Origin of the sequence: Streptomyces sp. NPDC057900 (assembly GCF_042887885.1) — a bacterium.
Lineage (GTDB): Bacteria > Actinomycetota > Actinomycetes > Streptomycetales > Streptomycetaceae > Streptomyces.
The window spans coordinates 486,303-498,442 of sequence record NZ_JBHVOI010000003.1; the positions used below are offsets into that span (position 1 = coordinate 486,303).

At 70.9% G+C, this 12,140-nt stretch carries 8 protein-coding genes; 5 read left to right on the plus strand and 3 right to left on the minus strand.

Features of this window, described 5'->3' with window-relative positions:
• Positions 1–132: 132 nt before the first annotated feature.
• The 4 genes from ACFVQ0_RS16525 (at position 133) to ACFVQ0_RS16540 (ending at position 8,151) form a co-directional block, all read left to right on the plus strand.
• Entirely contained in the window at positions 133–1,641 is a 1,509-nt protein-coding gene (locus ACFVQ0_RS16525; RefSeq protein ID WP_390088533.1) for a cytochrome ubiquinol oxidase subunit I, read from the plus strand.
• Positions 1,642–1,659: 18 nt separating this feature from the next.
• Positions 1,660–2,661 (plus strand): cytochrome d ubiquinol oxidase subunit II, encoded by a 1,002-nt coding sequence (gene cydB / locus ACFVQ0_RS16530; protein ID WP_390088535.1) that lies wholly within the window; start codon positions 1,660–1,662, stop codon positions 2,659–2,661.
• 108 nt (positions 2,662–2,769) lie between these two features.
• Positions 2,770–6,297, plus strand: coding sequence for a thiol reductant ABC exporter subunit CydD (gene cydD, locus ACFVQ0_RS16535; RefSeq protein WP_390088537.1), 3,528 nt, complete (start codon positions 2,770–2,772; stop codon positions 6,295–6,297).
• Positions 6,298–6,354: 57 nt separating this feature from the next.
• Complete coding sequence (locus ACFVQ0_RS16540) at positions 6,355–8,151, plus strand: GAF domain-containing sensor histidine kinase (RefSeq protein WP_390088539.1); 1,797 nt, start codon at positions 6,355–6,357, stop codon at positions 8,149–8,151.
• A 188-nt stretch (positions 8,152–8,339) separates the two neighbouring features.
• Here the strand turns inward: ACFVQ0_RS16540 and ACFVQ0_RS16545 are convergent, their stop codons facing one another.
• Entirely contained in the window at positions 8,340–9,206 is an 867-nt protein-coding gene (locus ACFVQ0_RS16545) for a Cof-type HAD-IIB family hydrolase (protein ID WP_390088541.1), read from the minus strand.
• Between the two features lie 194 nt (positions 9,207–9,400).
• Between ACFVQ0_RS16545 and ACFVQ0_RS16550 the strand changes: the two genes are divergently transcribed.
• A complete protein-coding gene (locus ACFVQ0_RS16550) occupies positions 9,401–10,252 on the plus strand; it encodes an oxaloacetate decarboxylase (RefSeq protein ID WP_390088543.1) in 852 nt (283 codons plus the stop codon).
• 181 nt (positions 10,253–10,433) lie between these two features.
• On the opposite strand, the gene ACFVQ0_RS16555 is transcribed toward ACFVQ0_RS16550, so the two are convergent.
• Both ACFVQ0_RS16555 and ACFVQ0_RS16560 read right to left on the minus strand, forming a co-directional pair.
• Positions 10,434–11,336, minus strand: a complete 903-nt coding sequence (locus tag ACFVQ0_RS16555; RefSeq protein WP_390088544.1) for an LLM class flavin-dependent oxidoreductase — start codon at positions 11,334–11,336, stop codon at positions 10,434–10,436.
• Between the two features lie 171 nt (positions 11,337–11,507).
• Positions 11,508–12,071 (minus strand): RNA 2'-phosphotransferase, encoded by a 564-nt coding sequence (locus ACFVQ0_RS16560; RefSeq protein WP_390088546.1) that lies wholly within the window; start codon positions 12,069–12,071, stop codon positions 11,508–11,510.
• Positions 12,072–12,140: the final 69 nt, after the last annotated feature.

The following is a 12,140-nucleotide window of genomic DNA, read 5'->3' on the forward strand; positions in this document are numbered from 1 at the left end:
CCGAAAGTGTGTGCGCCATAATTGCTTGTGAATGTGAACGCGTTCACAAGCGTGTCCTGGTTCCTCCCATGATCAGTCGGATTTAAAGGACAAACTGCCGGTGAAACTACGGCGACGTAAGGAGAAGACGACGTGGAGCTAGCTCTGGCGCCGGAGACCCTGGCGCGATGGCAGTTCGGAACGACCACCGTCTACCACTTCCTCTTCGTTCCCCTGACGATCTCTCTCGCGGCGCTCACCGCCGGCCTGCAGACCGCCTGGGTGCGGACCAACAAGGAGAAGTACCTCAGGGCCACCAAGTTCTGGGGAAAGCTCTTCCTGATCAACATCGCCATGGGCGTCGTCACCGGCATCGTCCAGGAGTTCCAGTTCGGCATGAACTGGTCCGACTACTCGCGGTTCGTCGGGGACATCTTCGGAGCCCCGCTGGCGTTCGAGGCGCTGATCGCGTTCTTCTTCGAGTCGACCTTCATCGGGCTGTGGATCTTCGGCTGGGACAAGCTGCCGAAGAAGATCCATCTCGCCTGCATCTGGATGGTCTCGCTCGGCACCATCCTCTCCGCGTACTTCATCCTGGCGGCCAACTCCTGGATGCAGCACCCGGTCGGCTACCGCATCAACAAGGAACGCGGACGCGCCGAGCTCACCGACTTCTGGCACGTGCTCACCCAGAACACCGCGCTCGCCCAGTTCTTCCACACCATCACGGCGGCCTTCCTGGTCGGCGGCGCGTTCATGGTCGGCATCGCCGCCTTCCACCTGGCCCGCAAGAAGCACATCCCGGTGATGCGGACCTCGCTGCGGCTGGGGCTGATCACCGTGGTGGTCGCCGGTCTGCTCACCGCCGTCAGCGGTGACCAGCTGGGCAAGGTGATGTTCAAGCAGCAGCCGATGAAGATGGCGGCGGCAGAGGCACTGTGGGACGGCCAGAACTCCGCGCCCTTCTCGATCTTCGCGTACGGAGACGTCAGCAAGGGCCACAACTCCGTCGAGATCTCGATCCCCGGAATACTGTCCTTCCTCGCCGACGACAACTTCAACTCCTACGTCCCCGGCATCAACGACATCAACAAGGCCGAGCAGGAGAAGTACGGGCCCGGCGACTACCGGCCCAACATCCCGGTCGCCTTCTGGAGTTTCCGCTGGATGATCGGCTTCGGGATGGCGTCCTTCGCCCTCGGCATCCTGGGACTGTGGCTGACCCGGAAGAAGTTCATGCTGCCACCGGGGATGCGGACCGGTGAGGACGAAGTGCCGCATCTGGTCCTGTTCAAGAACAAGGCGCTGAGCCCCAAGCTCGCCAAGTGCTACTGGATCGTCGCCCTGTGGACCCTGCTCTTCCCGCTGATCGCCAACTCCTGGGGCTGGATCTTCACCGAGATGGGCCGCCAGCCCTGGGTCGTCTACGGCGTGTTCCAGACCCGTAACGCGGTCTCCCCCGGTGTCTCGCAGGGCGAGGTGCTCACCTCGATGATCCTCTTCACCCTGCTCTACGCGGCACTCGCCGTGGTCGAGGTCAAGCTGCTCGTGAAGTACATCAAGGCCGGGCCCCCGGAGCTCACGGACGACGACCTCAACCCGCCCACCAGGATCGGCGGCGACCATGACGACGCCGACCGGCCCATGGCCTTCTCCTACTGAGAGCGCAGGAGCCGAGAGATGGAACTCCACGACGTCTGGTTCGTGCTCATCGCCGTCCTCTGGATCGGCTACTTCTTCCTGGAGGGATTCGACTTCGGAATCGGTGTGCTCACCAAGCTGCTGGCCCGCGACCGCAAGGAACGACGGGTCCTGATCAACACGATCGGGCCCGTCTGGGACGGCAACGAGGTCTGGCTGCTCAGCGCGGGCGGAGCGACCTTCGCCGCGTTCCCCGAGTGGTACGCCACGCTGTTCTCCGGTTTCTACCTGCCGCTGCTGATCATCCTGCTCTGCCTGATCGTGCGCGGTGTCGCCTTCGAGTACCGGGCGAAGCGGCCCGAGGAGAAGTGGCAGAACAACTGGGAGAACGCGATCTTCTGGACCTCGCTGATCCCCGCCCTCCTCTGGGGCGTGGCCTTCGGGAACATCGTGCGCGGTGTGAAGATCGACGCCGACATGGAGTACGTGGGCAACTTCTGGGACCTGCTCAATCCGTACTCGATCCTCGGCGGGCTGGTCACGCTCTCCCTCTTCACCTTCCACGGGACGGTGTTCGCGGGGCTCAAGACGGTCGGCGACATCCGGGTCAGGGCTCGCTCGCTGGCCCTGAAGCTGGGTGCGGTCACCGCGGTGCTGGCTCTGGGCTTCCTGATCTGGACCCAGGCCGACAACGGTGACGGCTGGAGCCTGATCGCGATGATCATCGCCGTGGTCTCCCTGGTGGGGGCGATCGGCGCGGTCGCGGCGGGCCGTGAGGGATGGTCCTTCGCCCTCTCCGGTGTGACCATCACGGCCGCGGTCGCGATGCTCTTCCTGACGCTCTTCCCGAACGTCATGCCGTCTTCGCTGAACGATGCCTGGAGCCTCACGGTCACCAACGCCTCGTCCACCCCGTACACGCTGAAGATCATGACCTGGTGCGCGGGGATCGCCACTCCTGTGGTGCTGCTGTACCAGGGCTGGACCTACTGGGTGTTCCGCAAGCGGATCGGTACGCACCACATCGCCGACGCGCACTGAGCGTGCTGCGTGCGGTGCGTGCGCCGCACGTGCCGCACGCAAGGCACGCACCGCACGGAACGCAGTGAATGCCTTTCTGACCGAGCCGAGTCCCATGGGGTGTTTCACGTGAAACCGATCGACCCGCGCCTGCTCCGCCACGCCCGTGCCACCCGCCTCTTCCTGGTGGCTGTGGTGGTACTCGGCGTGGCCGGAGCGGCGCTGGTCATCGCCCAGGCCATGCTCGTCGCCGAAGTGGTGGTGGGTGGATTCGAGGACGGGCTCACCGGGTCCGGACTGCGTACGCCACTCCTGCTGCTCGCGGCGGTCGCGGTCGGCCGGGCCCTGGTCTCCTGGCTCACCGAACTGGCCGCCCACCGGGCCGGTGCGGCCGTCAAGTCGGAGCTGCGCGGCCGGCTGCTCGACCGGGCGGCCGCGCTGGGCCCGGAGTGGCTGAGCGGGCAGCGCACCGGCTCGCTGGTGACGCTGGCCACCCGGGGCATCGACGCGCTCGACGACTACTTCGCGCGGTATCTGCCGCAGCTCGGGCTCGCCGTGGTGGTGCCGGTGGCGGTGCTCGCCAGGGTGGTCACGGAGGACTGGATCTCGGCGGCGATCATCGTCGTCACCCTGCCCCTCATCCCCCTCTTCATGATCCTCATCGGCTGGGCGACCCAGTCTCGGATGGACCGCCAGTGGCGGCTGCTCTCGCGGCTCTCCGGCCACTTCCTCGACGTGGTCGCCGGGCTGCCGACGCTGAAGGTCTTCGGCCGGGCCAAGGCCCAGGCCGAGTCCATCCGCACCATCACGTCCCAGTACCGGCAGGCGACCGTGCGCACGCTGCGGATCGCCTTCCTGTCGTCCTTCGCCCTGGAGCTGCTGGCGACGCTCTCGGTGGCCCTCGTCGCCGTCACCATCGGCATGCGGCTGGTCCACGGCGAACTCGACCTCTACACCGGACTGGTGGTGCTGATCCTCGCGCCGGAGGCCTATCTGCCGCTCCGGCAGGTCGGGGCGCAGTACCACGCCGCCGCCGAGGGCCTCTCGGCCGCGGAGGAGATCTTCTCGGTCCTGGAGACCGAGCCGCCCGCGGGCGGTACCCGGGAGGTTCCCCCGTCCCTTCGGCTGGAGCTGCGGGATGTGACCGTCCGGCACGCGGGGCGCACCGAGCCCTCGCTCGCCGGGGCCTCGCTGGTGGTGGAGGAGGGGGAGACCGTCGCCCTGGTCGGTCCGAGCGGCGTGGGCAAGTCCACCCTGCTGAACGTGGTGCTGGGATTCGCCGCACCCGACGAGGGGCGGGTGCGGATCGGCGGAACCGACCTGGCGGACCTCTCCCCCGAACGCTGGCGGGAGCGGATCGCCTGGGTCCCGCAGCGCCCGCACCTCTTCGCCGGGACGATCGCGGAGAACGTACGGCTGGCCCGGCCGGATGCGGACGACAGCGCGGTGACGGCCGCGCTGCGCGACGCCGGGGCGTACGAATTCGTGGCGGCCCTGCCGGACGGTGCCGCCACCCTTCTCGGGGAGGACGGCGCGGGCCTCTCCGCCGGACAGCGGCAGCGTCTCGCGCTCGCCCGCGCGTTCCTCGCCGACCGGCCGGTGCTGCTGCTCGACGAGCCGACCGCGAGCCTGGACGGTGAGACGGAGGCGGGCATCGTCGAGGCGGTACGCCGACTGGCGGCCGGGCGGACCGTGCTGCTGGTGGTGCACCGGCCGGCGCTCCTCTCGGTCGCCGACCGGGTGGTGACGCTGGAGCCGGGCGCGACGGACGGACCTGCCGGGGCCGCTGTCGCCGCCGCGGTGCCGCGTCCGGCCGTTGCCCCCGACGACCTGATCGGCGGCGAGGCGGCGCGGGAGCCCGACGTGCTGCGGGACACCGCGGCCCGGACCGGGCATGTGCTGGCCCGGGTCAGGGAGGCCGCCGGGGCACAGCGCGGCCGGCTCGCGCTCGCCCTGCTGCTGGGCAGCCTCGCGCTGGGCTCCGCGGTCGGCCTCATGGCCGTCTCCGGCTGGCTCATCTCCCGCGCCTCCGAACAGCCCCCGGTGCTCTACCTGATGGTCGCGGTCACGGCGACCCGCGCCTTCGGCATCGGACGGGCGGTCTTCCGCTACGCCGAACGCCTCGTCTCGCACGACGCGGTGCTCAGGATGCTCGCCGCGCTGCGCGTCGACGTCTACCGAGGCCTGGAGCGCATCGCGCCCGCAGGACTGCGCCGGACCCGGCGCGGGGATCTCCTCTCGCGGCTCGTCGCCGACGTGGACGCCCTCCAGGACTACTGGCTGCGCTGGCTGCTGCCCGCCGGAACCGCGCTCCTCGTCGGCGCGGCGGCCGCCGGATTCACCGGCTGGCTGCTGCCGGAGGCGGGCGTCGTGCTCGCCGCCGGACTGCTGCTCGCCGGGGTCGGGGTCCCGCTCGTCAGCGGCGCCTGCGCCCGGCGCACCGAGCGCCGGCTGGCGCCCGCCCGCGCCGATCTGGCGACGCGGATCACCGATCTGCTCGGCGGGACGGCCGAACTGACCGTCGCGGGAGCGCTGCCCGGACGCTCGGCCAGGACCCGGGAGGCCGACGGCGTCCTCACCCGGATCGCTTCCCGGGCGGCGACCGCCACCGCGCTCGGCGGCGGGCTCACCGCGCTGATCGGCGGCCTCACCGTGGTCGCCGCTGCCCTCGTCGCCCTCCCCGCGGTGGCAGACGGGCGGCTGGCCGGGGTGGAGCTCGCCGTCGTCGTCCTCACCCCGCTGGCCGCCTTCGAGGCCGTCACCGGTCTCCCGCTGGCCGTCCAGTACCGGCAACGGGTCAAGCGCAGCGCGGAGCGGGTGTACGAGGTGCTCGACGCCCCGGTGCCGGTGCGCGAACCCGCCGCCCCTGCCGAGGCGCCCGCGTCGCCCTTCCCGCTGGAGGTGCGGGGGCTGACGGCCCGGTACGCGGGAGCGGAGCAGGACGCGCTGGCCGGCGTGGACCTCACGCTGGAGGCCGGCAAGCGCATCGCGGTCGTCGGTCCCTCGGGTTCCGGGAAGACCACGCTTGCCCAGGTCCTGCTCCGCTTCCTGGACGCGCGGGCGGGGACGTACCGGATCGGCGGTGCGGAGGCGTCCGCGCTGGACGGGGACACGGTGAGGCGTTTCGTCGGGCTGTGCGCCCAGGACGCCCACATCTTCGACAGTTCCATCCGGGAGAACCTGCGCCTCGCCCGTACCGGAGCGACCGACGCGGAGTTGCGCGACGCCCTCGCACGGGCCCGGCTGCTCGACTGGGCCGAGGCGCTGCCGGACGGGCTGGACACCCTCGTCGGTGAGCACGGCGCCCGCCTCTCCGGGGGGCAGCGGCAGCGGCTCGCTCTGGCCAGGGCGCTGCTGGCGGACTTCCCCGTGCTCGTTCTGGACGAGCCCGCGGAGCACCTCGACCTGCCGACCGCCGACGCCCTGACGGCCGACCTGCTGGCGGCCACCCGGGGGCGCACGACGGTGCTGATCACCCACCGGCTCGAAGGCCTGGACGCGGTCGACGAGGTGGTGGTCCTGGACGCGGGGGCGGTGGTGCAGCGTGGCCCGTACGCGGCTCTCATGGCGGTGGACGGTCCGCTGAGCCGGATGCTGGCGCGCGAGCGCGAGACGGTGAGGGAGCCGGCGGGAGCATCGCCGGGCGTGCGGGTCTGATGAGGCCGCGCCGGGCTTCGACTTTCCCCAACAAAAGGGACTAACTACGCTCTGGGTATGTCAGAGCAGGGCCCGAAGGACTCGAAGGACCCGAAGTACCAGGAGCAGGCGAAGGAATCGGCGCGTTCCGAGGACCCCGAGGACCCCGAGCACACCGCGCGCCCGGAGGGGCCGCTCGAAGCGGCGACGGAGGCGACCCGCAGTCTGCGGGGCCTGTCCACCGAACTCACCGCCCGCGTACCGCAGCTGCTGGAAGCCATGCGTTCCGTCGGCACAGGGCTCGAACTGCACACGACCCTCGACCGGATCTGCGAGACGGCGGCCGAACTGGCCCATGCCCGCTACGCGGCCATCGGAGTCGTGGACGAGGAGGGCAAGGGTCTCTCGGACTTCGTCACCTATGGAGTGCCGGAGCCGGTGGCGCGCGAGATCGGCCACCGGCCGGACGGACAACGGGGTCTGCTCGGCGCACTCATCCACGACCCCCGCCCCGTGCGGCTCGCGGATCTGACGGCCGATCCGCGGTTCGCCGGATTCCCGCCGGGCCACCCCCCGATGCGGACGTTCCTCGGCGTACCGATCCGGGTGCAGGGCGAGATCTTCGGCAATCTCTATCTGTCCGAGAAGGACGGCGGGGGCGAGTTCACCGACTACGACCTGCACATGGTGCGGGTGCTGGCCACAGAGGCGGGCATCGCCATCGGCAATGCCCGGCTGTATGAGGCCGCCCGGCAGCGTGAGCGGTGGATCGACGGCTCGGTCGCCGTGACCACCGCCCTGCTCTCCGGCGGGGACGCCGACGACGCGCTCGCGGTCGTGGCCGAACAGGCCCGCCACCTCGCCGCCTCCGCCGCCGGGATCGTGCTGCTGCCGGCGGAGGACGGCGGACTGGAGATCGTCGCCGTGTCCGAGACGGAGCCGACCGGGGCGCTCGGGGTGATCATCCCGGCGCAGAGTCCGGTGGTGGGAATGCTGCTGGCCGGCGAGGCCGTGTTCGTGGACGACTCGGCCACCGACCCCCGCATGATCACCACGCTGGCGGACCGGTTCGGGCCGAGCATGCTGCTTCCGCTGCACAGCGGCGGCCGGGTGCTCGGCGCGCTCGCCACCCCGCGTGCCAGGGGCGGCCGGCCGTTCTCGGAGACGGAACGGACCCTCGCCGCCCAGTTCGCCTCGCAGGCGGCGCTGGCCCTGATGATGGCGGAGGCGCAGCGGGACCGGGAGCGGCTCGCGGTCTACGAGGACCGCGACCGGATCGCCCGCGACCTGCACGACCTGGTCATCCAGCGGCTCTTCGCCACCGGGATGATGCTGGAGAGCGCTCAGCGCCGGTCGGACGTGCCGGAGGTACAGACCGGCGTCGGCCGGGCGGTCGACGAGCTGGACGTGACGATCCAGGAGATCCGTACCGCCATCTTCGCGCTGCAGCAGGAACCGGCCGAGGCGCCGTCGAGGCTGCGCACCCGGGTGCTGCGCGAGATCAACATGGCGGCGGTCCCCCTGGGCTTCAAGCCGTCGCACCACTTCGTCGGTGCGGTCGACGCGCTGGTCGGCGAGCTGACCGGGAAGAACCTGATCGCGGCGTTGCGGGAGGCCCTCTCCAACGCCTTCCGGCATGCCTTGGCGTCCCGGATCGACGTGGTCGTGGACGCGACCGCCACGCTTCCCGACGGGCGGGACGCGGTGCGGCTCACGGTCGCGGACGACGGCGTGGGCATCCCGCCGGGCGGCCGGCGCAGCGGACTGCGGAACCTGGCCCGCCGGGCGGAGTCGCTGGGCGGGGCCAGCTGGTTCGGGCCCGGCCTGGGGGAGGACGGCGGCGGTACGGCGGTGGTCTGGCAGGCACCCCTGTGACGGCCCGGTGGGGTGACGGCCGGTGCTGTGAAAGGCGGTGCTGCGGCGGCCGGTGCTGTGACGGCAGGTGCTGTGAGGGCTGGTGCGAATTGCGGCGCGGGCGGGTTCGCGTTCGTTCAGCGGTCACTGTCGCGCAAGGGATCTGCGTTCGGTCAGTGGTCACCGTCGTGCGGGCGGCGCACACTCGTTCAGTGCTCACTGCGGGACAGTGCCCGCTCGGCGATGATCCGCTCGATGACGACCGCGACGCCGTCCTCGTTGTTGGTGACCGTACGGCCGGTGGCCGCCGCCAGAGCGGCCGGGTGCGCGTTGCCCATCGCGTAGGAGGTGCCGGCCCAGCTCAGCATCTCCACGTCGTTGGGCATGTCACCGAACGCGACGACCTCGGCGGGCGAGACGCCACGCTCGGCGCAGCACAGCTCCAGCGTGCTGGCCTTGGAGACGCCGGGACCGCTGACCTCCAGGAGGGCGCTCGGACTGGACCGGGTGAACGAGGCACGGTCGCCCGCGGCGGTACGGGCCAGGGCGAGGAAGTCGTCCGGGGCCAGTTCACTGTGGTGGGCGAGGAGCTTCAGCACGGGGGCCCCGGTGCCGGGCATCTCCTCATGGAGCAGCTTCTCCGCGAGGGCCACGGTGGCGCCGGGGTCGAGGTGGAAGGCAGGGTAGGCCGGCTCGTAGTTGATACCGGTGGTCAGCTCGACAGCGAAGGACGTGCCGGGGGCGGCCGTGCGCAGCGTGTGCACGACGTCGAGGGCGGCCTCCCGCTCCAGGGCCCGGACCTTCAGCAGCCGGCCGCCGTCGTGCAGGTCCGCGACGGCGGCGCCGTTGGCGCAGATCGCCAGGCCGTGGCCGTGGACGTGGTCGCTGACGACACCCATCCAGCGGGCCGGGCGGCCGGTGACGAAGAAGACCTCGATCCCGGCCTCCTCGGCGGCGGCGAGAGCCGCGACCGTACGGTCCGAGACGGTCTTGTCGTCGCGCAGGAGGGTGCCGTCCAGATCGGTGGCGATCAGCCGGGGAACGGCGGGGAGAGGGTGATCGGTAGCTGAGGTCACCGTTCCATTCTCGCGTACCAGCGTGCACGGGCGTGCGTAGGGGCGCACATCTGAGTAGGTACGCCCCTGAGCAGGTGGTATCCCTCTGGCATATGCCAAGGGTTCCGCCTTGCGTCGCGACAGCCGGACTGGACATCCTGCCGAGGCGATCCGCGTGCCTGGTTCCCAGGACCTGCCTGATGGGGAGAGTGAAAGTGCAACTGTCTTTGAGCGAGCTGCAGTCCAGGGGCGCCGCGTTCCGGGAACTGCACAACGGGCCCGAACCCTTCGTGATCCCCAACCCGTGGAACGCGGGCACCGCCCGGATTCTCGCCGGGCTCGGATTCTCGGCGCTGGCGACGACCAGTGCGGGTCTCGCCGTCGCTCTCGGCCTGCCGGACGGCGCGAATCTGCTGGACCGCGACATGGTGCTCGCGAACGCCGGGGAGATCGCCGCCGCGACGCCGCTGCCGGTCTCCGCCGACCTGGAGAGCGGTTTCGCGCAGACCCCGGAGGGGGTTGCCGAGACCATTCGCGCGGCGGCGGAGGCGGGGTTGGTGGGTGGCTCGGTCGAGGATGCCACCGGGCTTCCCGATGACCCGGTCCGTCCGCTCGCGGAGGCGGTGGACCGGGTGACGGCGGCGGTGGAGGCGGCGCGCGGCCTGCCCTTCCCGTTCACCGTGACCGCACGGGCGGAGAACTTCCTCTACGGGCGCCCCGACCTCGACGACACCGTCCGCCGCCTGCAGGCGTACGAGGAGGCGGGTGCCCATGTCCTGTACGCGCCCGGACTGCCGTCGGCCGAGGCGGTGCGCACCGTGTGCTCCTCGGTCGGCCGGCCGGTCAACGTCCTCGCGGGCAGCCAGCGGCCGGCGCTGGACGTGGCCGCGCTCGCGGCGTGCGGGGTGCGCCGGATCAGCCTCGGTTCGACCCTGTCGCGGGCCGCGCTGGGCGGATTCGTCCGGGCAGCCCGTGAGGTGCTCGACCACGGGACCTTCGACTTCGCGGCACAGGCCCCGCCGTACGGAGACGTGAACCGGTGGATGACAGGTCCGCGTGATCTCTAGCCACGCCTGAGGGCTGCCTGGGCTGCCCCCGGGGCCTCTCGCCCGGATCATGCCGGGCCCGCGGTGGCGGTACGAACCCCCAGCCCTCGGCTTCGTTCGAGCGTCCGAGCAGGGAAGACCCTGGCCGCGTCCAGCCCGCGAGGCGACGGCTCAGAGGGAGGTCAGAGCGAGGGCAGGGCGTTCACCCGATCTGGGCGGCGGCCTCGACGGCGATCTTCTCGAAGACGGACTGGTCGGCGGCGAAGTCCGAGTCGGGGATGGGCCAGTGAATCGCGATCTCGGTGATCCCCAGGGCCGCATAACGGCCGGCGAAGTCGACGAACGCGTCGACGGACTCAAGCGGGCTCCCGCGATCCGGGGTGAACCCGGTGAGCATGATCTTGTCGAGCTCGCTCACATCGCGGCCGATACCGGCGCACGCTTCCGTGAGCCGGTCGATCTGTCCGCGGACGGCCTGCACCGACTGCTCGGGGGTGCCGCTCTCGTAGAGCTTCGGATCACCTGTGGTCACCCACGCCTGCCCGTGCCGGGCGGCGAGGCGCATCCCGCGCGGGCCGGTGGCGGCCACGGCGAACGGCAGCCGGGGCCGCTGGACGCAGCCGGGGATCGTGCGGGCCTCGAACGCCGTGTAGTGGTCGCCTTCCCAGGAGACGGAGTCCTCTGTCAGCAGCCGGTCGAGCAGAGGCACGAACTCCCCGAAGCGGTCGGCCCTCTCACGCGGCGTCCACGGCTCCTGGCCGAGCGCCGTCGCGTCGAATCCGGTGCCACCGGCCCCGATCCCCAGGGTGATCCGCCCGCCCGAGACGTCGTCGAGGGCGATCAGTTCCTTGGCGAGTGTCACCGGGTGACGGAAATTCGGCGATGTCACGAGGGTGCCCAGACGCAAACGCTCGGTGGCGGTCGCCGCCGCGGTCAGCGTGGGCAGCGCCCCGAACCACGGCCCGTCCCGGAACGTGCGCCAGGACAGGTGGTCGTAGGTGTAGGCGGCGTGGAACCCGAGCTCCTCAGCCGCCCGCCACTTCGCGCGCCCTCCCTCGTGCCACCGGTCGATGGGCAGGATGACAGTGCTGAGGCGAAAGTCCATGGCACCGAGCCTACGGTGCTTCGGATCCGGTTTCAGGCACGGCGCCGCGTCACCGATTCCTCCTGGTTCACCGGATGGGGGGAATGAAGACCCCACCCATGGCCGCAGCGAGATCGCATCGACTACTCGCCGTTATATGTGGCCGGGATGCTGCCACGGAGGTACCGCTCATCATGGACGCCATCCATCGTGCGACGGGTGCAGGCGCAGGAACTCCGGGGGCACCGCGTCGGTGAGCCAGACGCCGTTGGCGCTGACCCAGAAGGTGTGGCCGGCCAGGTGCATCGCGCCGGTGTCCACGGACAGTACGACGGGCCGGCCGCGCCGGGCTCCGACGCGGGTCGCCGTCTCACGGTCCGGCGAGAGGTGTACGTGGGTGCGGTTCATCGGCCGCAGGCCCTCGCTCCGGATCGCGTCCAGGAACCGGCCGACCGTGCCGTGATAGAGGTACGCGGGCGGTTCGGCCGGCGGCAGGTCCAGGTCCACGTCGACGGTGTGCCCCTGGCTCGCCCGGATGCGGCCGCCCTCGACGGCGAATCGCTGCTTGTCGTTCGAGGCGACCACCTGGTCGAGCTCGGCCCGGGTGATCGGGAAGCGGTGGCGGGCGGTGGCCCGGAGCAGCTCTTCGATGGCCACCCAGCCGTGTGCGTCGAGCTGGAGTCCGATCCGTTCCGGCTGATGGCGCAGATGCTTCGAGAGGTACTTCGACACCTTCACGGTGCGTCTTTCATCCATCGGTTCAGGGTGCCCGCGGCGCCTTCCCCGGCGCATCCGGATTTCGATCCGGATCCACAGCGGCAATTT

Coding starts and splice junctions, on each gene's coding strand:
- cydB (WP_390088535.1), top strand. CDS start 1,660: ATGGAACTCCACGACGTCTGGTTCGTGCTCATCGCCGTCCTCTGGATC.
- ACFVQ0_RS16540 (WP_390088539.1), top strand. CDS start 6,355: ATGTCAGAGCAGGGCCCGAAGGACTCGAAGGACCCGAAGTACCAGGAG.
- ACFVQ0_RS16555 (WP_390088544.1), bottom strand. CDS start 11,336: ATGGACTTTCGCCTCAGCACTGTCATCCTGCCCATCGACCGGTGGCAC.
- ACFVQ0_RS16560 (WP_390088546.1), bottom strand. CDS start 12,071: ATGGATGAAAGACGCACCGTGAAGGTGTCGAAGTACCTCTCGAAGCAT.